The organism is Streptomyces sp. CB01201 (genome assembly GCF_002803085.1).
Classification (GTDB): Bacteria; Actinomycetota; Actinomycetes; order Streptomycetales; family Streptomycetaceae; genus Streptomyces; species Streptomyces hundungensis.
The window spans coordinates 1-23,693 of sequence record NZ_NNBJ01000018.1 but is presented as its reverse complement, the minus strand read 5'-3'; the positions used below and the strand labels follow the sequence as shown (position 1 = coordinate 23,693).

Sequence of the window (23,693 nt, the reverse complement as noted above, 5' to 3'; positions counted from 1 at the left end):
GGACTACCCGGGGAGTCGCCTGAGCGCAGCGGACTACTCGGGGAGTCGCCTGAGTACGGCGGACTACCCGGACAGTCCGGGCCGCGCGCGCGAGCGCAGCATCACGGTGAGTGCCGCCGCCAGCGCCGCGAGGGCCGCCGAGAGGACGAGTACGGTGTTCGGGCCCGCCGGCGCGACCGCGATCGTCAGGGCGACGCCCGCCGACGAACCGATGTAGCGGGCCGTGTTGTTGGCGCCGGAGCCCATCGCCGCGCGCTCGGCCGGAACCGATTCGACGGCGAGGCGGGGGAGCGCCGCGTTCAGGAGGCCGCTGCCGATGCCCGCGAGGAGGAGGCCGGGGATCAGGCGCGGGAGCGGGCCGGAGGTGAGGGCGCCCAGCATCGCGAGGACTCCGGCCGCGTGCAGGACGAAGCCGATGGCCAGTTGGTGCCGGGCGGCGACCCGGCTCGCGAGGCGTCTGGCCTGGAGCGCGACCACGAAGGCGGAGCCCGACCACAGCACGAAAAGCCAGGCCGCGTTCATCGGCGAGGTGCCGAGCGAGCGGCTGAGCAGGGCGGGCAGATAGCTGAAGAAGCCGATCACGGCGAGACCGGTGAACAGGGCGCCCGCCGAGGAGGCGAGGAACTCGGCGCGGCGGAAGAGTGCCAGGTCGATCATCGGGGACGTGGCGCGGCGCTCGACCAGGACGAAGACGGCCGTCAGGACGGCGGCGGCCGCCAGCAGAACGAGCACTCCGGGGCGCAGCCAGCCGTCGCGGCCGAGTGTCAGCGCGCCGATCAGCGCGGTGAACGCCAGGCTCAGGGTGAACGCGGCCGACACGTCCGGACGCCCGCCGCGCGGGGCCCGCGACTCGGTGAGGGCGCGCAGTGCGAACCCGGCCGTGATCAGCGCCGGCACGGCCAACACTCCATATATCAGGCGCCAGTTGAGGGCGGCCAGGGAGCCGGCGAGGAGCGGTCCGAGCGCGATGCCGCCGCTGACGAAGGCGCCCCACACTCCGGTGGCGCGGATGCGGGCGGAGCCGGCCGGGAAGGCGGCGACGAGCAGGCCGAGGCTGCTGGCGAGGATGGCGGCGGACGCCATGCCCTGCGCGACCCGGGCGAGGGTGAAGGTCAGCGTGGTCGGGGCGAGCGCGCCGAGCCCCATGGTGATGCCGAGGGCGAGGGTGCCGGCCAGGAAGACCCGGCGTCTGCCGTGGTCGTCGGCGAGGCTGCCGGCGATCAGGAGCAGTGCGGCGAGGCCGAGCGGGGCGCCGTTCAGCAGCCAGGCCTGGGCGGAGAGCGCGGTGTGGAAGGACGCGGTCATGCCGGGCAGGGTCAGCATCGGGGCGGTGTAGTTCATCAGCGCGACGGCGGTCGCGGCGCTGGTGACGGCGAGTGTGGCGCCGGGGCGGACGGCCGGTCCGACGGTTCGGCGTGGCCGTGTGATCGGGGTCGCGGTCGGGGGCGGGGTCGCGGTCGCGCTCGCTGTCCCTGTTGCGCTCGCGTTCGCGTTCGCTGGTGCGACCTCGGTCGTGGCCTCGGCCCTGGCCTCGACCCCGGTCTCGAACCCGGCCTCGACCCCGGCCTCGACCTCGGCCCTGGCCTCGACCCCGGTCTCGAACCCGGCCTCGACCTCGACCCCGGTCTCGACCCCGGCCTCGGCCTCGGTGGAGCGGATGTTGCGTGCTGCCTGCGTCATGGCTTCCCTCACCAAGGCGTGGTCCGGTTCGACGCGTCGTCCGGTTCGGTCGTGTTCGGTCGTGCTCAGGGGTGCGCGTCGGGTCACGGTTCCTTCGGCCCCGCGTCGTGGCGGGTTCAGTGAACGAACCTGCCGTGCCTCCGACCCTAGCACCGAAGGTTCGTTCAGTGAACCCAGGCGGTAGGCTGGGGTGCATGGCTCTCGGCAAGGACTACGACTACGCGGCGCAGGAGTGCTCCATCGCGCGGGCGCTGGAGATCATCGGCGAGCGCTGGACACTGCTCGTCGTGCGGGACGCGTTGTACGGCGTACGGCGCTACAACGACTTCCTGGTCCACCTCAAGATCCCGCGGGCCGTGCTCGCCGCCCGGCTCCAGTCGCTCACCGAGGCCGGGGTCCTGGAGAAGCGCCGCTACCAGGAGTCGCCGCCGCGCGACGAGTACGTACCGACGGAACTGGGGTGGGGGCTGTGGCCCGCGCTGCGGGCGCTCGGGCTGTGGGGGCGGGCGTTCAACCCGGACGCGCGGCCGATGCGGACCTTCCACCATGCCGAGTGCGGTACCGAGCTCGGGTCGTACGGGGAGTGCCGGGCGTGCGGGCGGGCTGTCGACCCGGCGGACGTCGAGATGCGGCCCGGGCCCGGGCTCGGGCCCGCCGAGGACGCCGTGAGCCGTGCGCTGCGGGCCCCGAGGCGGCTGCTGGCGCCGCTCGAACTCCAGCCGCGCTGAGCCGGGTCGGCGATCGCGCCCTTCCGGCGGCGGCCCCCGTCCGGGCGTCGTGTATAACGGCTGGAGGGAAAACCCCGGTGGAGCCAGAGCGAGGGAGGGCGGCATGAGCGGCGTCATAGCGCGTTGCGCACGGCTCGCCCGGCCGCTGTTCGGGCTCTTCCTCTTCCTGCTGGCCCAGGCCGTCCTCGTCGAGGGCGGCATGCTCTCGGCCGCCGTCGCGCTCGCCGCGACCGCCGCCGCGGGGTCCGCGCTCGCCGTCTGCGCCACGCTCGCCTCGCGAGCGGTCCCGCAGGTGGCCCGCACCCGGGTGCGTACCGCGATCCGGGACCGGGAACGGCGTACCGCCTTCCTGCCGCAGCGCGACCCCGACGCCTCCGGGCGGCCCCGCCCCCGAGCGCCCGGGGCCCTCGTCCCGACGGCCGCGTAGGGGCACCTCCGTACCTCCGCTCCGCCCGGCTCGTCATGCCGACCGGCGCATCACGCATGTGCGCCCACGTGTCATTGCCCACGTGTCATTCCTGACGAGACGCCCCGGAGGGCTTCGCCATGTTCACCTCACTCTTCAGCGCTTTCGCGAGCCTTGCCGCGCATCTGGCCGCACTGCTCGAACCGCTCTTCCACGGTGCGTCCACGGCCGCGGCGATCGTGCTCTTCACTGCTCTTGTACGTCTCGCTGTTCACCCCCTGTCGCGGCAGGCAGCGCGGGGCCAGAAGGCGCAAGCCAGGTTGCGGCCGCAGTTGACCGCGCTGCGTGAGAAGCACGGCAAGGACAGCAAGGCACTCCAGAAAGCGGTCATGGAGCTGCATGCCGCGGAGAAGGTGTCGCCGCTGTCCGGCTGCCTGCCGAGCCTGCTCCAGATGCCGGCGTTCTTCCTGCTCTACCACCTGTTCTCCAGCGCGCGGATCGGCGGCGGGGCGAACGGGCTGCTCGACCACACCCTCTTCGCGGCACCCCTCGGCGGGAACTGGACGCGGGCGCTCGGCGACGGCGGGGTCTTCGGGCCGAGCGGGCTCGTGTACCTCGCTCTGTTCGCCGTCGTCGCGGCCGTGGCCACCTTCAACTTCCGGCGGATGAAGCGGCAGATGGCGGCCAACCCGGTCGTCGCGCCGGGCGGGCAGGACGCGGTGCCGGGGATGGCGGCGATGAACAAGTTCATGCCGCTGCTGTCCTTCGCCACGCTGTTCAGCGTCGCCGTGGTGCCGCTCGCCGCCGCGCTCTACCTCGTGACCAGCACCACCTGGACCGCCGTCGAGCGCGCCTTCCTCTACAAGGACATGCTGCCCGCGCCCGCCGCGCTGGCCCCGGTCGCGTAGCACCGCCGATGGCCGCCGCATAGCACCCCGCACCCTGGTTACGGTCCAGTTTGTGAACGGGGTCTTGCGGACTGGACGTCTTCCTTGGAGGATCGGACGATCCTCCGATGGCCGCTACCCATCGGCCGGGCCCGGCTCGACCAAGGGAGACTGACCATGAAGCTGCTGCGCGTAGGCAACGCCGGTGAGGAGCGTCCGGCGCTGCTCGACGCCGCCGGGACCCTGCGGGACCTGTCCGGCCTTGTGAGCGACATCGACGGCGCACTGCTCGCCGACGAGTTCGCCCTGGACCGGATACGTGCCGCGGCGGACACCGGCGTGCTGCCCGCGCTCGCCGACTCCGGTGCGCGCATCGGGCCGCCGGTGGGGCGGATCGGCAAGGTGGTGTGCATCGGGCTGAACTACCACGACCACGCCGAGGAGACCGGGGCGGCGATTCCGGCCGAGCCCGTCATCTTCTTCAAGGCGGCGGACACGGTCGTCGGGCCGAACGACACGGTGCTCGTGCCGCGCCGCTCGGAGAAGACGGACTGGGAGGTCGAACTCGCCATCGTCATCGGCCGTACCGCGCGGTACGTGAGCGACGACGAGGACCCGCTGGCGTACGTCGCCGGGTACGCGGTGTCGCACGACGTGTCGGAGCGGGAGTTCCAGATCGAGCGCGGCGGCACGTGGGACAAGGGCAAGAACTGCGAGACGTTCAACCCGCTCGGGCCGTGGCTGGTCACCCGGGACGAGGTCCCGGACCCGCAGGCGCTCTCGCTGAAGCTCTGGGTCAACGGGGAGCTCAAGCAGGACGGGTCGACGGCTCAGCAGATCTTCCCCGTCGCGGAGGTCGTCCGGTACGTCAGCCAGTTCATGACGCTGTACCCGGGGGACGTCATCAACACGGGGACCCCCGCGGGGGTCGCCATGGGGCAGCCCGAGCCCAAGCCGTACCTGCGGGCGGGGGACGTCGTCGAGCTGGAGGTCGAGGGGCTGGGGCGGCAGCGGCAGGGGCTGAAGAGCGCGTAGCGCCTCCGGCGGGGGTGGGGTTGGGGTTGGGGTTGGGGTTGGGGTCGGGGGCTTGGGCCTGCGGCCCTTGCCCTTTCCCACCCTCCCCCAAGCTCTTAAGGAGCAGGGGGGACCCCTACCCCGTTCGGCCCGCTCGTGAGGCTGAGCCACCTGTGGGTGGTTGCGGTTGCGTCGGCGGCCGCCCGCCGGTGCTCGCGACGCCCGCCTGCGGCGGGCCTCTTTCCCACCCGCCCGCCCGTTCGGCGGGGTTGATCGGCTGAGCCCCCCGTGGGCGGTTCCTGTTGCGTTGGCGGCCGCCTCCCGGTGGTCGTGACGCCCGTCTTCGGCGGGCGGTGTGCCGCGGTGGTCGTGAGGCCCGTCTTCGGCGGGCTGTGTGCCCGGGTGGTTGTGGCGGTCGTCTTCGGCGGGCTGTGTGCCCGGGTGGTTGTGGCGGTCGTCTTCGGCGGGCTGTGTGCCCGGGTGGTTGTGGCGGTCGTCTTCGGCCGGCCGCGTGCCCCGGTGGTTGTGGCGGCCACCTGCGGCTGCGCACCCCTGGCTCGGCCAGGGACCCGGGGCGGCCGGGTTGCCCTGGTTGGGCGGGGCACACCCCCTGCTCGGCGGGGCGAGTGCGCCGGACGGGGGCGGGTTCGTGCGTGTCTCGGTGGAACTCCGGGCTTAACTTCGCATATTGCTCCTATGCGAAATGCGCCAGGAACTGCGCCAGGAACTGCGCCAAAGGTTGCGCCGGGGATTCGGAGACGGGCGGCCGCCGCCTCGGCCGTCGTCGTGGGGGCGGCCGTCGTGGTGGGCGGCCTGGCCACGCTCGGGTTCGCCGATCCGCTGCCGGACGGGCTCGGGCCCTGCAAGGGGAGCAACTGCCCCGTCAATCCCTACCCGGACCCCAACAACGGGCCCCTCGCCGGGCGGGACAACAACATCAACATCTTCGTCGGCGGGGACTTCCTCGTGCGGCAGGCCGCCGCCGAGGCCGAGGGCAAGGTCGTCGTCCTGGGGAACTTCGACCAGAACAAGGCGGCCGGCGTCTCCCAGGTCTACAACGTGGGCGTCGCCGGAGTCGGCTCACGCGTGCCGCCGGACAACGGCACCGCCTTCCTGACCACCGGCAAGAACGTCACCGTCGCCACCGGGCAGCGCCTCCTCGCGGAGGAGGGCGCGGTCTCCGGGATCGTCCGCCACGGCGGCACCCTGAGCGGCACCGTCCGGCCCCGCGCCGTCCACGACCCCGAAGCGGCCGCCCCGTACGCCAAGCTCAAGCCGAACCTCGCCGCGGCCAGCCATTGCTACGCCTACGTCGGCGGCAAGCCGAGGGCCGCCACCGGCACCGCGAAGAACAACGGCAGCGAGACCGTGTTCACCGGGGACGGAAAGTCCGCCATCCAGGTCTTCAACGTCGACTTCGATCTCGCCACGTCCGGCGGCGGGGCCCAGGGGTTCCGGTTCACCGGCATCCCGGAGGGGGCCACCGTCCTGGTCAACCTCACCGGTGCCGCGCGCGAGATCAACACCTACATGGGCATGCTCCCGCCCGCGCTGCGGGACCGGCTGCTGTGGAACTTCCCCGACGCCGGCACCGTCCGGCTCCGCGGCAGCGGGCAGCTCTCCGGCAGTGTGCTGGTCGGCAACCCCGACAGTACGACGACGGTCACGCTGCCCGGGGTCAACGGGCGCTTCTTCACGGTCGGTTCGCTCACCCACAGCTCCGTGGTGGGCGGCGGGGGCGGGCAGGAGTTCCACGCCTATCCCTTCAACGGGGACCTGCCCAGCTGCAAGGAGACCCCCGAGCCGCCGACGCCCACCCCCGAGCCGCCCACTCCGACGCCCGAGCCTCCGGACCCGACCCCCGAGCCGCCGACGCCCACCCCCGAGCCCCCGACACCCGAACCGCCCACGCCCACCCCTCCGGACTCGGGAGGCATGAGCACGGGCGGGGACACGGGCGGGGACACCGGCGGGGACACCGGTGGGAGCACCGGCACGGGCGGGGACTCCGGCGGCGGGGAACTGCCCGACACCGGAACGTCCTCCGACACGACGATCCTGATCGGCGGGCTCGCGGTCACGCTCGTCGCGGCCGGCGGCATCACCCTCGCGGTGACCCGCAAGCCGAAGGGGCTGTGGAAGTAGCAGCCGTCAATCGACCCTGTGGCCGGGGCTGTTGACCGGACCGCCCGGGTGGCCGAGGCCGCCGACCAGTCGCGTCAGCGCCTCGGCCACCAGTGCGTGGTCCTCCGCCTGCGGCAGGCCCGACACCGTCGCCGTGCCCACGACCCCGACGCCCTCGACCGTCACGGGATACGAACCCCCGTGCGCGGCAAAGGAGTTGGGGTCGAGCCGGGACGACTCCTCGAACGTCGTGCCCTTCGCGCGGAAGCGGGCGCCGACCAGGAAGGACGGGGCCGCGTAGCGCTCGGCGACCCGGCGCTTGCGGTCGATCCACGCGTCGTTGTCGGCGCTGGAGCCGGGCAGCGCGCAGCGGAACACCTGGCGTGTGCCGTGCCGTACGTCGATGGCGACCGGGGCGTTGCGTGCCACGGCGAGTTCGCGCAGCAGCATGCCCAGGTTCCAGGCGTCCTCGTAGGTGAACTGCCGCAGGACCAGGCGCTGTTGCTCGCCCTCAAGGAAAGCCACCGGGTTCGCTTTCAGGGAAGCCGCCGGGTCTGCCTCCAGGGAAGCCGTCGGGTCCGTCTCCGGGGGTGCCGCGGGGGCCTTGCCGGCCGCTGCGGCCGGGCCCGACTCCGCCGTCTCCGGCTTCGCCGCCGTGTCCCGCGCCCTCACAGTGCCAGCTCCACCGTGACGCCCTCGCGGGCCGAGCGGCGGGCCGCCTCCAGGACGTCGAGCGCGGCGGCGGCCTCGTGCGCGGTGACCGGCGGCTCGCCGCCCTCGCGCAGGGCCTTCGCGATGGCCGCGTAGTACGCCGGGTAGTCGCCGGGGACGGTTTCCACCGGGGCGCCGCCACCGGTCAGGGGGGACTCGCCGGAGCCGAGATGACCCCACAGCGACTGCGGCTCCACGCCCCAGGGCTTGTCCGCGCCGGGCCGCTTGCCCTCGCGCAGGGCCGCTTCCTGGGGGTCGAGGCCGTACTTCACATAGCCCGCCGCCGAGCCCAACACGCGCAAGCGCGGCCCGAGTTGAGCGGTCGTCGCGCTGACGTAGAGGTGCGAGCGGACGCCGCCCGCGTGCGTGATCGCGATGAAGGTGTCGTCGTCCGCCTCGGCGCCGGGGCGGCGCACATCGGCCTCGGCGTAGACGCGCAGGGCGGGGCCGAACAGGACGAGCGCCTGGTCCACGACATGGCTGCCCAGGTCGTAGAGGAGGCCGCCGATCTCGGACGGGTCGCCCGACTCGCGCCAGCCGCCCTTGGGCTGCGGCCGCCACCGCTCGAAGCGCGACTCGAAGCGCTGGACCTCGCCGAGCTCGCCGTCCGCGAGCAGCCGCTGGAGGGTCAGGAAGTCGTTGTCCCAGCGGCGATTCTGGAAGACCGAGAGCAGCAGGCCGCGCTCCTCCGCGAGCGCTGCGAGGGCGCGGGCCTCGTCCGCCGTGCCGGCCAGCGGCTTGTCCACGACGACCGGCAGGCCGGCCTTGAGCGCGCCGGTCGCGATCGGGACGTGCGTCTTGTTCGGCGAGGCGATCACGACCAGGTCGAGACCGGCGTCGTACAGCTCCTCGGGGGAGCCGGCGAAGCGCAGCGCGTCGCCGTGCTCGGCGCGGGCCTGCGCCTGGCGCTCGGGGTTCGAGGTGACGACCGTGTCGAGGACGAGGCCCTCGGTCGCGGCGATCAGCGGGGCGTGGAAGACGGAACCCGCAAGGCCGTAGCCCACGAGTCCCACGCGGAGGCCGTCGGTCTGGGGAGCGTTCATGGGATCCTTCATGCATCCACTTAAGCAACGCTGTTGCCAAAGTGCAAGCAAGAGGGACAATGGGTCGGTGAACAGGAGCAATACGGGGGCGAACCTGCCGACACTGCGCAACCACAACGCCGCGCTGGTGCTCGACCTGCTGCGCGCGGCGGGCGAGGAGGGCATCAGCAGACTGGAGCTCGCCGAGCGGACCGGCCTCACCCCGCAGGCCGTCAGCAAGATCACCGGGCGGCTGCGGGACGAGGGCACGGCCACCGAGGCGGGCCGCCGCGCCTCCACCGGCGGCAAGCCGCGCACCGTGCTCAAGCTCGTCCCGTCCGCCGCGCACGCCATCGGGCTGCACCTGGACCGCGACGAACTGACCGCCGTCCTCGTCGACCTCGCGGGCACCCTGGTCGGCGCCAGGACCGTCCCGCTCGATCTCGGCGCGGAGCCCGCACGGGTGGTGGAGGCGGCCGCGGCCGAGGCCGAGGCGCTGACCGGCGGGCGCCGGGTGCTGGGCGTCGGCGTGGCCATGCCGGGGCCGCTCGACCACGAGAGCGGGGTGCTGCACCGGGTCACCGGTGTCCCGCACTGGAACGGCTTCCCGCTGCGCGACGCGCTCGCCGAACGCCTGGGCCAGAAGGTCTTCCTGGACAAGGACACCAACGCGGCCGCCCTCGGCCTCGCCCTGCGCGCCGACACCCGGGCGGAGTCGTTCGCGTACCTGCACCTGGGCAGCGGCCTCGGCGCGGGGCTCGTCCTCGGCGGGGCGCTGCACCGCGGTGCCCGGACCGGGGCGGGGGAGTTCGGACACCAGACGATCCTGCTCGGCGGGCCGGTGTGCGGCTGCGGCGGGCGCGGGTGCATCGAGGCGCTCTGCCTGGCCTCGGTGGCCCGCGGGGACATCGCCGCCGCGGCCCGTTTCCTCGGGGTGGGGGCCGCCAACCTGGTCGGGCTGCTCGACATCGACGCGGTGCTGCTCGGCGGCCGCAAGGTCGTCGCCGACCAGGACACCTTCGTACGGGGCGTGAACGCGGTCGTCGAGGAGCGGGCGCGGCGCGGCGGCGCCCCCGCGATCCCGGTCCGCGCGGCCGCCGGTGGACCCCACTCCGTGGCCGAGGGCGCGGCCCAGCTCGTCCTCGTCCCCGTCTTCGGTCGCGCGAACGTGGCGTACCCGTAGGGCGTTCCCCTGGTCGGGGTCGGGGTCGTGGGTGGTCGTGGCAGGCGGCCGGGTGACGGGCCCGGGTGGCGCTGCGGAACGTCCATACGATGGGCCGATATTGGGCTGATGGGGCGGTCTTCACGGGGTCCGGCGGCCGGCCCGGACGTGGCGGCCCGGACCGTGGGCAGGGGCATGGCAGGCTCGCGGATTCACGGCCGGGCTCGACCGGAGGACCCGCATCCGGACGGGCGGCGGCCACCGGACCCCGCACGCCGCGAGCAGCAAAGGCCCCTCATGCGACTGCGTACCGCCCTCGTCACCGCGGTGGCCGCCGCCTTCCTCGCCCCGCTCGCGGGAGTGGCCGCGGCCGACGACGGCGGGCTGCCGCCCGGCCGTCACGACCTCGCACCGCGCAAGCCGGTCGTCGCCGCGGCGCCCGTCGACCCGCCGCTCTCGCTGAAGCTCCCGCTCTGCGCCGCCGGGACCGGGGCCGCGTTCCCCCTGGACACCAAGATCCACGGGGGGCCCGCCGAGTACGAGCCCGGCGCGGGCCGCCAGGCCTGGTCGCTGGACCTCACCAATACCGCGCACGAGACCTGCGACGCGGTCCACCCCGTGCTCGTCCTGGTCGACCGGGACCGGACCTTGAAGAACACCCAGCTCAAGATGGAGTTCGACGACCCGGCCACCGGCCGCACGCACCCGGTCGCCTTCATCAGGACGGACGAGGACGAACACATCGGCGTCTTCGACGACGGCTTCCCCGGCTTCGTCATCGCCCCCGGCAAGACGCTCACCGTGCCGGTGCGGCTGGGCTTCACCGCCGACGCCGTGCCCGACACGATCACGGCGAACGCGGCGGTCGTGCAGCGCCGGGGGAGCGACGGGCAGTGGGTGGGGGAGTCCGGCGACTACCGCTTCGAGATCGTGCCCGAGGGCGATCTGCTGCACCGGATCGACGACGAACTCGCCGCGACCGGACGCGGCAGCGCGCTGACCCGCCTCGCGCTCACGGCGGTCGTGCTCCTGATCGCGGGCGCGGCCCTGGTCGTCGCTTCGCGGGGGCCGCGGGTGCGGGGCCGCTGAGCGGTCGGCCCCGGTCGGCCCCGGGCGGCCCCGGGCGGCCCCGGTCGGCCCCGGTCGTTCACCTGGCCGTGCGAGCATCGACCTTGTGGAAAACCCGAACGACCCCTTGACCGGCGGCCCCGAACCGACCGGCCCCCTCGCGCAGGCCAGCCGTCCCGGGCCGCTCGGATACCCCGAGAACCAGGCGCCGGGCGCCCCCATCCGCTCCGGTGTCCCGGACCATGGGCGCATCCCCAAGTACTACGCCGTCAAGGCTCAAGTGGCCCTGCTCGTCGACGAGTTGGGGGAGGGTGATCCACTGCCGACCGAGCGCGATCTGGCCCTTCGGTACGAGGTCGCCCGCGAGACGGTGCGTCAGGCGCTGCGTGAGCTGCTGCTCGAAGGCCGGCTCCGCCGTCAGGGACGGGGCACCGTGGTGGCGGGGGCGAAGCTGGAGCAGCCGCTCTCGCTCGCGAGCTACACGGAGGGCGTGCGCCGTCAGGGCCGTAAGCCGGGACGTCACCTCATCGCCCTCGAACGTTTCCCGTGCCCGCCCGCGCTCGCCGCCGAGACCGGGCTCCAACGGGGCGAGCCCGTCTGGCACATGGAGCGGGTGCTGCTCGCCGACGACGAGCGGATGGGGCTGGAGAGCACGTACGCGTCGGTGGCCCGGCTGCCCGATCTGGACCGGGACTTCGAGCCCGACTCCTCCTTTTACGCCTATCTGCGCGACCGGCTGGGTCTCACGCTCGGTGACGTGGACGAGCGCATCGAGACCGTGCTTGCGACGCCGCGGGAGGCTCTGCTCATCGGGACTCCGCCGGCGCTGCCGATGCTGCTGATTCATCGGGTTTCGCGTGACGCGGCGGGGGCTCCGCTGGAGCGGGTCCGGACGCTGTACCGGGGGGACCGGTTCTCCTTCACGACCCACCTCGGCCGCTAGCCCCTGGCGAGCCCCGGCCCGGCTGTACGACCCCGGCCGCCTTCCGGCCCGCGGCCCCGCCCCCGCCCCTGACCCCGGCCCCGGCTGCGGACCGCGGGGGCCGTTCGCGCAGTTCCCCGCGCCCCCAACCCCGTTCTCGTCCGTCCGCCGTGGGTGGCTGGTCGCGCAGTTCCCCGCGCCCCTTGTGGGTGACCCGGAGCCCCCCTTGGTCGCGCCCACCGCGGCGGGAGCCGCGCGGTGTCACAGTCCCGCGCCCCTTGTGGGTGACCCGGAGTCGCCCTTGGTCGCGCCCACCGCGGCGGGAGCCGCGCGGTGTCACAGTCCCGCGCCCCCAACCCCGCTCTCGTCCGTCCGCCGTGGGTGGCTGGTCGCGCAGTTCCCCGCGCCCTGTAGGTGACCCGGAGTCGCCCTTGGTCGCGCCCACCCCGGCGGGAGCCGTGCGGTGTCACAGTCCCGCGCCCCCAACCCCGTTCTCGTCCGTCCGCCGTGGGTGGCTGGTCGCGCAGTTCCCCGCGCCCCTGTAGGTGACCCGGAGTCGCCCTTGGTCGCGCGCACCGCGGCGGGAGTCGCGCGGTGTCACAGTCCCGCGCCCCCAACCCCGTTCTCGTCCGTCCGCCGTGGGTGGCTGGTCGCGCAGTTCCCCGCGCCCCTGTAGGTGACCCGGAGTCGCCCTTGGTCGCGCGCACCGCGGCGGGAGCCGCGCGGTGTCACAGTCCCGCGCCCCTTGTGGGTGATCCGGAGTCGCCCTTGGTCGCGCCCACCCCGGCGGGAGTCGCGCGGTGTCACAGTCCCGCGCCCCTTGTAGGTGACCCGGAGCCCCGTCGGTCGTGCCCTCTGTAGGTGGCCCCAAAGGCCTCGATGCCGGCCGCATGGGGGCGTCTTCAGCCTGTCCGGCGTTTGAGGACGAGCGGCCTTCAGGCGCGGTACGGGGCGCGGGGCGGAGCCCCGGACGGGGGTGCCGTGCCGTCGGGCGGGGGATAACGAGAAGGTAACGGGTCTAGTCCAAGCTTGGGGACTCGTTCACCGTCCCGTTGCCAACAGGACCGGCCCGGGACACCCGTCCCGAGGAGCGTTGCCGCCGTGAGAGTCATCGTCGTTGGAGCCGGCGTGGTGGGAACCATGCACGCCTGGCACGCAGTGGAACGCGGCCACGAGGTCGTACACATCGAGCGCGAGAGCGAGGCGCGCGGGGCTTCGCTCCGCAACTTCGGCCAGATATGGATCAGTGGCCGGGCCGGCGGCGAGGAGCTGGACACCGCGCTGCGCGCCCGCGAGCTGTGGGAGGGGATCGGCAAGCGCGTCCCCGGGCTCGGCTTCCGGGCCAACGGCTCGCTGACCCCCCTGCGTACCGATCTGGAACTCGCCGTCGCCGAGGCCGCGTTGGCCCGCGAGGATGCCGCCGCACGCGGCTACAAGCTCCTCACCGCCGACGAGACGCGCGCCCTCAACCCGGCCCTGCGCGGCGACTTCCGGGCCGCCCTGTGGTGCGAGCGGGACGCCGCCGTCGAGCCCCGCACCGCTCAACTCGCACTGAAGGCCGAGCTGTTGGCTTCCGGGCGCTACACCTTCCTGGGCGGCAGGGAGGTCCGCGAGGTCGTCGAGGGCGCGCACGGCAGTGCGGTCCGCGACGACCACGGCGATGTGCACACCGGCGACACGGTCGTCCTGTGCACGGGCGCCTGGCTCGGCGGCCTCGTCCGCGAACTCGCCCCCGAGCTGCCCGTGCGGCGCGTACGCCTCCAGATGATGCAGACCGCCCCGCTGGGTGAGCCGCTCACCACCTCCATCGCCGACGCCGACAGCTTCCGCTACTACCCGGCGTACGCGAGCGAGGCGCTCGACGCGCTGAACGGCGGGCAGGCCCAGGAGGCGACCGCCGCCGCGCACAAGATGCAGCTGCTCATGGTGCAGCGCGCGGACGGCGGGCTGACCATCGGCGACACGCACGAGTACGAGCACCCCTTCGCCTTCGATGTGCTGGAGGAGCCGTACGAGCACCTCGTCGGGGTCGTCGAGTCCTTCCTCGGCCGGCCGCTGCCCAAGATCCAGCGCCGTTGGGCCGGGGTCTACGCCCAGTGCACCGACACCTCGCGCGTAGTGCACCGCCAGCAGGTGCGGGACGGGGTCTGGCTGGTGACCGGACCGGGCGGACGGGGCATGACCTGCTCGCCCGCCATCGCCGAGCAGACCGCCAACGAGCTGGACTGGTAAGGAAGTTGACCTCAATGACCACAGGCGAATCGACCATGCGCAATCAGACGGCCGCCCTCGGCCCCACGACCACGTACAAGCTGATCGTGCTCGACATGGCGGGCACCACCGTCGCCGACGGCGGGCTCGTCGAGCGGGCCTTCGCGAGCGCCGCCGGGCGGCTCGGCGTCGAGCCGGGCTCCGCCGAGCACGCCACGATGCTCGACTACGTCCGCGCCACCATGGGCGAGTCCAAGATCTCCGTCTTCCGGCACCTCTTCGGCGACGAGGACAAGGCGCAGACGGCCAACACCGCCTTCGAGGAGGCGTACGGGACGCTCGTCGACGGCGGCCTCATCGCCCCCGTCCCGGGTGCCCGCGAGGCCATCGAGCGGCTCGCCGCGGAAGGGCGGACGGTGGTCCTGTCCACCGGGTTCGCCCGGGTCACCCAGGACGCGATCCTCAAGGCGCTCGGCTGGCAGGACCTCGTCCCGCTCACCCTGTGCCCGGCCGACGCGGGCGGCCGCGGCCGCCCCTACCCCGACATGGTGCTCAGCGCCTTCCTGCGCACCGGCGCCGTCGACTCCGTACGCGACATCGCGGTGGCGGGCGACACCTCGTACGACATGCTCAGCGGCGTGCGCTCCGGCGCCGGGATGGTCGCGGGCGTCCTCACCGGGGCGCACGACAAGGCGGCCCTCGCCACGGCCGGCGCCACCCATGTGCTCGGTTCCGTCGCCGAACTCCCGGACCTGATAGCCGAGTTGGAGCAGGGCGAGTGAGCGGCGCCGCCCCGCCGGGAGTGCCGCGCCGCAGCGGCATCCGCTTCGACGGCGTCACCGTCGCCTACCACGGCAACGTCGTCCTCGACTCGCTCGACCTGACCGTCGAGCCCGGCGAGGTGATGGCGCTGCTCGGCCCCTCCGGATCCGGCAAGACCACCGCGCTGCGCGCCGTCGCCGGGTTCGTCCGGCCGGTGCGCGGGCGGGTGTTCATCGGCGACCGCGACGTGACCGGTCTGCCGCCCCACCAGCGGGGCATCGGCATGGTCGTCCAGCAGTACGCGCTGTTCCCGCACATGCGGGTCGCGGACAACGTCGCCTTCGGCCTCAAGGCCCAGAAGGTGCCCAAGGGGCAGATCCCCGGGCGGGTCGCCGAAGCCCTGGCGATGACCGGCATGGACAGCTACGCCAAGCGCTACCCGCGCGAGCTGTCCGGCGGCCAGCAGCAGCGCGTCGCCATCGCCCGCGCGCTCGCCATCCGCCCGGACGTCCTCCTCCTCGACGAGCCGCTCTCCGCGCTCGACGCCCAGCTGCGCTCCGGCATGCTGGCCGAACTCGCGCGGCTGCACCGGGAGTTGCCGGACGTCTCGATCCTGTACGTCACCCACGACCAGGTGGAGGCGCTCACCCTGGCCGACCGCATCGCGGTCATGGACCAGGCCCGCCTCCGGGACTGCGGCACCCCGCAGGACCTGTACCGGCGGCCGCGTACGGAGTTCACGGCCTCGTTCGTCGGCAACGCCAACCTCCTTCCCGTGCGCGTGGGTTCGGGATCCGTGCTGTTCGGCGGCACGGAACTCGCGGTGGCCACGGACGAGGCGGTCTGGGGCGCGACGGCCACGCTGTGCGTGCGTCCGCACCTGGTCGGCCTCGGGGCCGGGCCGAACGCGCTGCGCGGGAAGCTCGCCGAGGTGCAGTGGCGGGGGTCGACGCACCGGCTGTACGTCGATGTCGACGGGCACCGGGTGAAGGCGGACGTCCGCGAGCTCCGGGTCACCCCGGCCCTGGGCGACGAGGTCACCCTGCACTTCGCCGCCGAGGACGCGGTGCTGCTGGCCGCGGGGGTCAGCGGTGAGTAGGCGCGGCTCGACCGCACTGGCCGGTGATCCGGCAGCGGGGGCGGTGTCCACCGGTTCCGCACCGGGGGCCGCGGATCCCCCGATCGGCACGGCAAGGCGCCAACTGCCCACCGCCGCATGGGCGTTGCCGCCCGTCCTGATCCTCGCCGCCGTCTTCCTCTACCCCCTCGCCCTCGTCGTCCAGCAGTCCTTCTCGCCGGACTCCGGCGGCACCTCCCTCCAGCCCTACACGGACGTGTTCGCGTCCACCGCGTTCCGCGAGGCGCTCGGCACGACCGTGTGGCTGGCGGTCGGGGCGACCGCGGGATGCCTGGTGCTCGGGTTCCTGCTCGCGCTGGTCGTCGCGTTCGTGCCGTTCCCCGGCGGAAAGGCCGTCGCGAAGTTCATCGACGTGTTCCTGTCCTTCCCGTCGTTCCTGATCACGCTCGCCCTGCTGTTCGTCTACGGCACGGTCGGCATGGCCAACGGCGTGTGGACGGACGTCACCGGCGCGCACAGCGGGCCCTTCCAGTTCCTGACCACGCCCTGGGGAGTGCTGCTCGCGGAGATCACGTACTTCACCCCGTTCGTGATGCGCCCGCTGCTCGCCGCCTTCTCCCAACTGGACACCGCCCAGCTGGAAGTGGCGTCCTCGCTCGGCGCCCGGCCGGCCAGGATCGTACGGCGGGTGATCCTGCCGGAGGCGCTGCCCGCGCTCGCGGCGGGCGGTTCGCTGGTCCTGGTGATGTGCCTCAACGAGTTCGGCATCGTCCTGTTCACCGGAGCCAAGGGTGTGACCACGCTGCCGATGCTCGTCTATAGCAAGGCGATCCTGGAGTCCGACTACCCGGCCGCCTGTGTCGTCGCCGTCGTCAACATCGCGATCTCCGTCGGCCTCTACGGCCTCTACCGGGTGGTGAGCCGTCGTGTTGGTGCATAGCCGGGGCGGCCGCTGGGCCACCTGGACCGTCTTCTTCGCCCTGTTCCTGCCCGTCTTCGCGCTGCCGCTGCTCGTCATCGTGGCCGCGTCGTTCGCCACCAACTGGTCGGGGGCCTTCCCGTCCGGGTTCACCACCGGCCACTACGGCGCCGCGACCACCGGCGACTCGCTCCAGGCGCTCACCACCAGCCTGGTCACCGCGCTCACGGCGAGCGTTCTCGCGCTGATCGTCGGCGCGTGGGCGGCGCTCGCCGCGGCCGCCCTGAAGAAGGGCGGACGGCGGTTCATGGACGCCCTGTTCGTGCTGCCGGTCGCCGTGCCGTCGGTGGTCGTCGGGCTCGCCGTCCTCGTCGCGTTCTCCAAGCCGCCGGTGCTGCTCAACGGGACGCGCTGGATCGTGATCCTGGCGCACACCGTTCTTGTCATGGCGTTCGCCTACCAGTCGGTTTCGGCTGCCATCCTGCGGCTCGACCCGATGTACGAGCAGGCCGCCGCCAGCCTGGGTGCCCGGCCGCTGCTGGTGCTGTGGCGGGTGAAACTGCCACTGCTCCTGCCGTCCCTGACGGCGGCGGCGGGGCTCTGCTTCGCCCTGTCCATGGGCGAGTTGAGCGCCACGATGATGCTCTACCCGCCGGACTGGACCCCGCTTCCGGTGCAGATCTTCGCGATCACCGACCGCGGCTCCCTGTTCACCGGCGCGGCCGTCGCCGTGGTGCTCATGGGGACGACGCTGCTCGTCCTGCTCGGTGTCTCCCGCATCCGCACCAGAGCCTCCTTCCGCTGAACCGCACGCACACCGTGTGCGCGCCCTGCCGAACCTCCGCCGAACCTCTTTCGAACCCCGTGAACCCCTGCTGACCCGAGAAGCTCAGGAGTCCCGAACGTCATGCACAGAAACACCCTCACCCTGCTCAAGCCGGTCGCCGCCGTCACCGGCAGCCTCGTCCTCGCCGCCACGCTCTCCGCCTGCGGCGGCGACTCCTCGGCCGACTCGAACGCGAAGACCGTCACCGTCTACAGCGCCGACGGCCTCAAGGGCGAGAAGGGCGACGGCTGGTACGACCAGGTCTTCAAGGACTTCGAGGCGAAGACCGGCATCAAGGTCAAGTACGTCGAGGGCGGCTCCGGCGAGATGGTGCAGCGCGCGGTCCGCGAGAAGTCCAACACCCAGGCCGACCTGCTCGTCACCCTGCCGCCGTTCATCCAGCAGGCCCAGGCCAAGGGGCTGCTCCAGAAGTACGTGCCGGCCGGCGCGGACAAGGTCGACGGCGGCGCCAAGTCGCCGGACGGCATGTGGACTTCGGTCGTCAACAACTACTTCGGGTTCATCTACAACAAGAAGGACCTCAAGGAGGCCCCCAAGAACTGGGACGACCTCCTGGAGGCCAAGTACAAGAACAAGATCCAGTACTCCACCCCGGGCGTCGCCGGCGACGGCACCGCGCTCGTCATCAAGGCCATGCACGACTTCGGCGGCAAGGAAGCCGCGATGGAGTACCTGCGCAAGCTCCAGGCCAACAACGTCGGGCCGTCCGCCTCCACCGGCAAGCTCGCGCCCAAGGTCGACAAGGGCGAACTGCTCGCCGCCAACGGCGATGTGCAGATGAACTACGCCCAGTCCAAGACCATGCCCAACCTCGGCATCTGGTTCCCCGGCACCGCGAGCGGCACCAAGCCGTCCTCCTTCGGGCTGCCCTACGCGGCTGGTCTGGTCAGCAAGGCCCCGCACAGCGCCAACGGCAAGAAGCTCCTGGACTTCATGCTGAGCGAGCAGGCGCAGAAGCAGGTCAGCGAGATCGGCGGCGGTTTCGCGGCCCGTACCGACATCAAGGCCACGGACGCGAACGCGGTCGCGCTCGGCAAGCTGATGCAGGGCGTCGACATCTTCCAGCCGGACTGGATGGACATTTCCAAGAACCTGCCGGACTACGTGGACGCCTGGAAGAGCGCCACCGGAAGCTGAGCGGAAGTCCGCCAGGAGATCGGCCAGGTCAGGATCGGCGGATCCTGACTAGGCTGGGGGCGCCGGCAACGCACAGTGCGGTGCGCCGGCGTCCCCAGCTGATCGCTCATCAGCGCGAGAAGACCGCGCAGAACGCAGGAGTCCGCACCCATGGCAGAGCGCAAGCCGATCGAATCCTGGCTCACCGACATGGACGGTGTCCTCATCCACGAGGGCACCCCCATCCCCGGTGCGGACGCCTTCCTCAAGACGCTGAAGGAGTCGGGCCGGCCCTTCCTGGTCCTGACCAACAACTCGATCTACACCCCGCGCGACCTGCACGCCCGCCTGATGCGGATGGGCCTCGACGTGCCCGTCGAGAACATCTGGACCTCGGCGCTCGCCACCGCGAAGTTCCTGGACGACCAGCGGCCCGGCGGCACCGCCTACGTCATCGGCGAGGCGGGCCTGACCACCGCCCTGCACGACATCGGCTACGTCCTGACCGACCACGAGCCGGACTACGTGGTGCTCGGCGAGACCCGTACGTACAGCTTCGAGGCGCTCACCAAGGCGATCCGGCTGATCAACGCCGGAGCCCGGTTCATCTGCACCAACCCGGACGAGACCGGGCCGAGCCAGGAGGGCCCGCTGCCGGCCACCGGCGCGGTCGCGGCGCTCATCACCAAGGCGACCGGCAAGAAGCCCTACTTCGCGGGCAAGCCCAACCCGCTGATGATGCGCACCGGGCTCAACGCGATCGGCGCGCACTCCGAGACCAGCGCCATGATCGGCGACCGGATGGACACCGATGTGCTGGCCGGCCTGGAGGCGGGCATGCAGACGTTCCTGGTGCTCACGGGCCTGACCCGGCCGGAGGACGTGGAGTCGTACCCGTTCCGCCCCTCCAAGATCGTCGACTCGATCGCCGATCTGGTGAAGCTGGTCTGACCCCGCCTGGCCTTCGGGGGCGGGCGGCTGTGGACCATCCGGCCCAGTCGCCACGCCCTCGGGATGCGGAATGCGGGCCCAGCCGTGAATCTCGGTTACAGGAGGTTCACGATGCGCATCCGTCCCATCACATTCTGTGCGGCCACGATGGCCGCCGCCGCCCTGACCGTGCTGCCCGCGTCCCCCGCGGTGGCCGAGTCCGAGCCGCACGGATCGGTGCGGGTGACCCCGAGCACCACGGCTCCCGGCGGGGAGGTGGATCTGCGGGTCAGCGTGTGCGGCGGCCGCGAGGCGGTCGGCACGTCCGACGCCTTCGTCTCGGAGGCCCGCTTCACGCCGGCCGCGGACGGCGGTCTCTACGCCCAGGCCCGTATCCGCTCGGACGCTCAGGACCGCGACTACGACATCTGGGTCAACTGCAAGGACAGCTCCGGCAAGGCGAGCGGCCGGCTCACCGTGGTGCACGGTCGGGACCACGACCGCGACCATGACCGCGACCACGGCCGCGACTGGGACCAGTCCCGCCCGTACCGGCCCGTGCACGCGGGCGGCGGCGGGGCGGCGACGCTCGCCGCCGACGAGGCCAAGGAACAGGGCCCCGGCACCCGCCACGCGGTGATCGGCCTCGCGCTCGCGGCGGTCGCGGCGGTCGCCGTGGCGTCCCGCAGCGTGCGCCGCCGGCGCGGCGGCGGCGACTGACATGTCCTCGGCACGGGGCAGTGGCCGCCTGGTCACCGGTCTCGCCTGGGCCCTGCTGCTGCTCGGCCTGTGGCTGTGGGGCCGGGACGTCGGCGACGGGCCCGGCGGTACGTCGTCGCCGACCACCGGTGACATAGCCGCCGTGGGCCGGCCGCTCGGTGTGCCGCTGCCACCGGCCCACGACCCGCTCAAGGGTGCGACGCCGCGGCGGGTGGAGCTCCCCTCCATAGGCATCGCCGCGCCCGTGGTGCGGCGCGGCCTGGACGGGGACGGCGCGGTGGACCCGCCGCCGTACTCCACCCCCCACACGGTCGGCTGGTACGGCGACGGCGCCCGGCCCGGCGAGGCGGGCGCGGCCATCCTGGTCGGGCACGTGGACACCGAGAGCAAGCCCGCCGTGTTCTACGCCCTGAGCGCGGCCCGCCCCGGCCAGCGCGTGAGGGTGACCGGCGCCGACGGCACGGTCGCCGAGTTCACCATCGACGACGTCCAGGTCTTCCCGCGCAGCCACTTCGACGCGGCGAAGGTGTACGGGCCGCGGCAGCGGGGCCGCGCCGAACTCCGCCTGATCACCTGCGGTGGAACGTACGACCGCACGACCAAGTCCTACACCGCGAACGTGGTGGTCTCGGCCTATCTGACCGACGCGAGGGCAACGGCCCCTTCGAAGCCGTCGAAGCCTTGACCGCCCGGGACGGGAGCCGGGACCCGGAACGCTCCGGCGGTCGACGGGTACCGAACCCGGCCGACGGTCCGCTCCCCCCGGAAACCGCCGGCCGGGCTGGTCCTCTACCGCCGGTGCGCGGGCTGCGGGAGGAGCCCGGCGCCGCCGCGGGAGGTTCAGTCGAGCGTGGCCGTGAGACGACCGGGGCTGGGGTCGACCCCATCACTCTAGAACGGGGGCTCGGTCCGGGCCTAGGCCCAAATAGCGCCAAGTGGCCGGTCGGACACGGTGAGTTGATGAGGTGGTCACGTCGGCCAGCCAAATGGGCCGATGAGTTGAGGAGCTTCGCGCACGCACGGCGAGGGATGCCGGATGCGGCGATCGGGCCGAGGGAACTGTGATGTACGGGAGCGCGATCCAGCCAAGGGGTCTGTGATGTACGGGAGTTGGAAGAGACAGGCGATGCGTGCCGGTGCGCCGGGTGTCGCCCTGGCCCTGCTGACCGCGGGATGCGGCGCCGCGGACGGTGGTCCCGCGCCGGCCGCGAGCGATGGCCAGGCCCCGTCCGGGCGGCCCCAACCGGTCACGTCCACCAGCTCGTTCTGGGTCGATCCCCACACCAACGCGGCGCGCCAGCTGGCCGCGTACACCTCGGCCGGGGACAGCCGGAACGCCGCGCTCATCCGGAAGATCGCCGAGCAGCCGGTGGGGGAGTGGATCGGCGGACCGAGCCCCGAGGCGGCCGTGCGCGGCTACACCGAGTCGGCGGCCCGGTCCGGGCGCAGGGCCCTGCTCGTCCTCTACAACATCCCGCACCGCGACTGCGGCCAGTTCTCCCGCGGCGGCGCCCCCGACGCGGACGCCTACCGGGGCTGGGTGGACCAGGTGGCCCGGGGCATCGGTGAGCGCCCGACCGCGGTCGTCCTGGAACCGGACGCCATCTTGCACCTGGTCGACGGCTGCACCCCCCAGGAGTTCCACGAGTCGCGCTACGCCCTGCTCAAGGGAGCGGTCGAGCGGCTCAAGCGGCAGTCCACGACGAAGGTCTACGTGGACGCGGGCAACGCGGGATGGCGCTCCCCGGAGGCCCTGGACGAACCACTGCGGCGAGCGGGCATCCAGAGTGCCGACGGGTTCGCGGTGAACGTGTCCAACTTCCAGACCACGCAGGCGAGCCGGGAGTTCGGGCAGCGGCTCTCCGCGAAGGTCGGCGGCAAGCACTTCGTGATCGACACCAGCCGCAACGGCAACGGCCCGTACACCGAAGGCGACCCCGCCGAGAACTGGTGCAACCCGCCGGGCCGTTCGCTGGGCGAGCGCCCGACGACGGACACGGGCGGCGGCGCGGTGGATGCCTATGTCTGGGTGAAGCGCCCGGGCGAATCGGACGGCCCCTGCCGGGGCGGGCCCCCGGCCGGTGCCTGGTGGCCCGAGTACGCCCTGGGCCTGGCGGGCAACACGCGCTGAGCGGCGGCGGCCGGGCAGCCGGGCCGGGCCCGCAAGGGGCGGGGCCTGCAAGAGGCCGGGCCCGCAACGGCCCGGCTGCGTGGCCCGGCGCGGAAATACGGTGGCGTCCCCGGTCGGCGGTGGCCAGGATCGCGGCATGAACGTCTTCTTGGAGACCGATCGGCTCGTACTGCGGGCCTTCACCGAGGCGGATGCCGACCAGTTGTTCGCGCTGGACAACGACCCGGACGTCATGCGCTTCATCAACGGCGGCCGGCCCGTGAGCCGCGAGGCGATCCGGACGCGGACGATGCCCCGGCTCCTTCGCGACTACCCGTGCTTCGGGACCCGTGGCTACTGGGCCGCGCAGGAGAAGGGCACCGGGGTCTTCCTCGGCTGGTTCGAATTCCGTCCCCTGGACGCGCACAGCCCCGCCGTGGTGGAGCTCGGCTACCGGCTGAACCGGGCGGCCTGGGGCCGCGGCCATGCCACCGAGGGCTCGCGGGCCCTGATCCGCGAGGGATTCACGGCGCTCGGGGTGAGCCGGGTGACCGCGAACACCATGGCGGTCAACGCGGGATCCCGGCGTGTGATGGAGAAGGCGGGCCTGTCCTTCCTGCGCGCCTTCACCGGCGACTGGCCGGAGGCGATCGCAGGCTCCGAGCACGGTGAGGTCGAGTACCAGCTCACCCGGGACCAGTGGGAGCAAGAGGCGTGAGCGACGCCGCGCCCGGCCGAAAACGACCGAGGCCCCTCGCGCTGGGCGAGGGGCCTCGGTGGTGCGTGCGCCGCCAGGGACTCGAACCCCGGACCCGCTGATTAAGAGTCAGCTGCTCTAACCAACTGAGCTAGCGGCGCCTGCTGACACGGAAAACTTTACCGGACTCCTGAGGGTGGTTTTGACCAGCGCCACGCTGTCAGATGTTCGTTTTATCCGTTTCGTTCCGTCAAAATGCCCCATGTGGGGACAGTAGGGACACCTCTGTCCTGGTGGAAACGCGGAAAAGATCTCCGAAGTCTCCGAGAGCGGAACGAGCGGGAGGGCAGCGAATGGATGCCAGTACACCGGGGCCGGTGTTCGAGGACTACGAGCCCACCGGGGCGTGCGGCTGCCCCGGCTGCGCCGACCGGCGCCGGACGCGGCTGCTCCCGATGCGCGACGGCGGCCACCCCGCGGCGAGCGGCGGTGCGCGGCGCGCGCTGGTGGCGGCGACGGCCGCGTCGGTGGTGTTCGGCGGCGGCGCGGTCGCCGCGGCGGCCCCGGCCCCGGTGCCGG

At 72.8% G+C, this 23,693-nt stretch carries 22 protein-coding genes, 1 tRNA gene and 1 pseudogene; 20 read left to right on the top strand and 4 right to left on the bottom strand.

The genetic code is table 11. From position 1 onward, the window contains the following. Positions 1-63: 63 nt before the first annotated feature. On the bottom strand, positions 64-1,680 hold the full coding sequence (locus CG740_RS30675) for an MFS transporter (protein ID WP_100578548.1): 1,617 nt from the start codon (positions 1,678-1,680) through the stop codon (positions 64-66). A gap of 194 nt (positions 1,681-1,874) precedes the next feature. Between CG740_RS30675 and CG740_RS30670 the strand changes: the two genes are divergently transcribed. From CG740_RS30670 to CG740_RS30650, 5 genes are all read left to right on the top strand, one after another. Continuing rightward, complete coding sequence (locus CG740_RS30670; RefSeq protein WP_100578547.1) at positions 1,875-2,408, top strand: winged helix-turn-helix transcriptional regulator; 534 nt, start codon at positions 1,875-1,877, stop codon at positions 2,406-2,408. A 103-nt stretch (positions 2,409-2,511) separates the two neighbouring features. After that, complete coding sequence (locus CG740_RS30665; RefSeq protein WP_100578546.1) at positions 2,512-2,835, top strand: DUF6412 domain-containing protein; 324 nt, start codon at positions 2,512-2,514, stop codon at positions 2,833-2,835. Positions 2,836-2,954: 119 nt separating this feature from the next. Then, positions 2,955-3,722 (top strand): YidC/Oxa1 family membrane protein insertase, encoded by a 768-nt coding sequence (locus CG740_RS30660; RefSeq protein ID WP_100578545.1) that lies wholly within the window; start codon positions 2,955-2,957, stop codon positions 3,720-3,722. Between the two features lie 156 nt (positions 3,723-3,878). Continuing rightward, positions 3,879-4,736 carry a fumarylacetoacetate hydrolase family protein gene (locus CG740_RS30655; protein ID WP_100578544.1) on the top strand — a complete coding sequence of 286 codons (858 nt, stop codon included), beginning with the start codon at positions 3,879-3,881 and terminating at the stop codon, positions 4,734-4,736. 765 nt (positions 4,737-5,501) lie between these two features. Further along, positions 5,502-6,860 carry a choice-of-anchor A family protein gene (locus CG740_RS30650; protein ID WP_234376569.1) on the top strand — a complete coding sequence of 453 codons (1,359 nt, stop codon included), beginning with the start codon at positions 5,502-5,504 and terminating at the stop codon, positions 6,858-6,860. Between the two features lie 6 nt (positions 6,861-6,866). Here the strand turns inward: CG740_RS30650 and CG740_RS39910 are convergent, their stop codons facing one another. Then, positions 6,867-7,379 carry a heme-degrading domain-containing protein gene (locus CG740_RS39910; protein WP_159030438.1) on the bottom strand — a complete coding sequence of 171 codons (513 nt, stop codon included), beginning with the start codon at positions 7,377-7,379 and terminating at the stop codon, positions 6,867-6,869. A gap of 128 nt (positions 7,380-7,507) precedes the next feature. Further along, positions 7,508-8,593 (bottom strand): Gfo/Idh/MocA family oxidoreductase, encoded by a 1,086-nt coding sequence (locus tag CG740_RS39905; protein ID WP_199846625.1) that lies wholly within the window; start codon positions 8,591-8,593, stop codon positions 7,508-7,510. A gap of 67 nt (positions 8,594-8,660) precedes the next feature. Between CG740_RS39905 and CG740_RS30640 the strand changes: the two genes are divergently transcribed. The 14 genes from CG740_RS30640 (at position 8,661) to CG740_RS30575 (ending at position 23,135) form a co-directional block, all read left to right on the top strand. Beyond that, complete coding sequence (locus CG740_RS30640) at positions 8,661-9,755, top strand: ROK family transcriptional regulator (protein ID WP_234376568.1); 1,095 nt, start codon at positions 8,661-8,663, stop codon at positions 9,753-9,755. A gap of 276 nt (positions 9,756-10,031) precedes the next feature. Next, positions 10,032-10,823: a hypothetical protein gene (locus CG740_RS30635; protein ID WP_234376567.1), complete on the top strand. Its 792-nt coding sequence runs from the start codon at positions 10,032-10,034 to the stop codon at positions 10,821-10,823. 199 nt (positions 10,824-11,022) lie between these two features. Then, positions 11,023-11,745, top strand: coding sequence for a GntR family transcriptional regulator (locus tag CG740_RS30630; protein ID WP_234376576.1), 723 nt, complete (start codon positions 11,023-11,025; stop codon positions 11,743-11,745). A gap of 1,080 nt (positions 11,746-12,825) precedes the next feature. Next, entirely contained in the window at positions 12,826-13,956 is a 1,131-nt protein-coding gene (locus tag CG740_RS30625; RefSeq protein ID WP_100578541.1) for a TIGR03364 family FAD-dependent oxidoreductase, read from the top strand. 35 nt (positions 13,957-13,991) lie between these two features. Further along, entirely contained in the window at positions 13,992-14,717 is a 726-nt protein-coding gene (locus tag CG740_RS30620; protein WP_100578659.1) for a phosphonatase-like hydrolase, read from the top strand. After that, entirely contained in the window at positions 14,714-15,796 is a 1,083-nt protein-coding gene (locus CG740_RS30615; RefSeq protein WP_234376565.1) for an ABC transporter ATP-binding protein, read from the top strand. The genes CG740_RS30620 and CG740_RS30615 overlap by 4 nt, the downstream gene beginning before the upstream one ends. Before the next feature lie 43 nt (positions 15,797-15,839). Further along, positions 15,840-16,715, top strand: coding sequence for a 2-aminoethylphosphonate ABC transporter permease subunit (locus CG740_RS30610; RefSeq protein WP_234376575.1), 876 nt, complete (start codon positions 15,840-15,842; stop codon positions 16,713-16,715). Next, positions 16,702-17,499 carry an ABC transporter permease gene (locus CG740_RS30605; protein WP_100578540.1) on the top strand — a complete coding sequence of 266 codons (798 nt, stop codon included), beginning with the start codon at positions 16,702-16,704 and terminating at the stop codon, positions 17,497-17,499. The genes CG740_RS30610 and CG740_RS30605 overlap by 14 nt, the downstream gene beginning before the upstream one ends. A 102-nt stretch (positions 17,500-17,601) precedes the next feature. Further along, on the top strand, positions 17,602-18,678 hold the full coding sequence (locus tag CG740_RS30600; RefSeq protein WP_100578539.1) for a 2-aminoethylphosphonate ABC transporter substrate-binding protein: 1,077 nt from the start codon (positions 17,602-17,604) through the stop codon (positions 18,676-18,678). A 150-nt stretch (positions 18,679-18,828) separates the two neighbouring features. After that, the gene (locus tag CG740_RS30595) at positions 18,829-19,608 is read left to right on the top strand and encodes an HAD-IIA family hydrolase (protein ID WP_100578538.1); all 780 of its coding nucleotides are present in this window, start codon (positions 18,829-18,831) and stop codon (positions 19,606-19,608) included. 111 nt (positions 19,609-19,719) lie between these two features. After that, complete coding sequence (locus tag CG740_RS30590) at positions 19,720-20,307, top strand: hypothetical protein (RefSeq protein ID WP_100578537.1); 588 nt, start codon at positions 19,720-19,722, stop codon at positions 20,305-20,307. 1 nt (position 20,308) lies between these two features. Continuing rightward, the gene (locus tag CG740_RS30585) at positions 20,309-20,992 is read left to right on the top strand and encodes a class F sortase (protein WP_100578536.1); all 684 of its coding nucleotides are present in this window, start codon (positions 20,309-20,311) and stop codon (positions 20,990-20,992) included. 414 nt (positions 20,993-21,406) lie between these two features. Next, on the top strand, positions 21,407-22,438 hold the full coding sequence (locus tag CG740_RS30580) for a glycoside hydrolase family 6 protein (RefSeq protein WP_100578535.1): 1,032 nt from the start codon (positions 21,407-21,409) through the stop codon (positions 22,436-22,438). 136 nt (positions 22,439-22,574) lie between these two features. Further along, the gene (locus CG740_RS30575; RefSeq protein WP_100578534.1) at positions 22,575-23,135 is read left to right on the top strand and encodes a GNAT family N-acetyltransferase; all 561 of its coding nucleotides are present in this window, start codon (positions 22,575-22,577) and stop codon (positions 23,133-23,135) included. A 66-nt stretch (positions 23,136-23,201) separates the two neighbouring features. Here the strand turns inward: CG740_RS30575 and CG740_RS30570 are convergent. Beyond that, a tRNA-Lys gene (locus CG740_RS30570) sits at positions 23,202-23,275 on the bottom strand. Between the two features lie 192 nt (positions 23,276-23,467). Here CG740_RS30570 and CG740_RS30565 point away from each other — a divergent pair. After that, a pseudogene (locus CG740_RS30565) lies at positions 23,468-23,693 on the top strand (hypothetical protein); the annotation flags it as partial.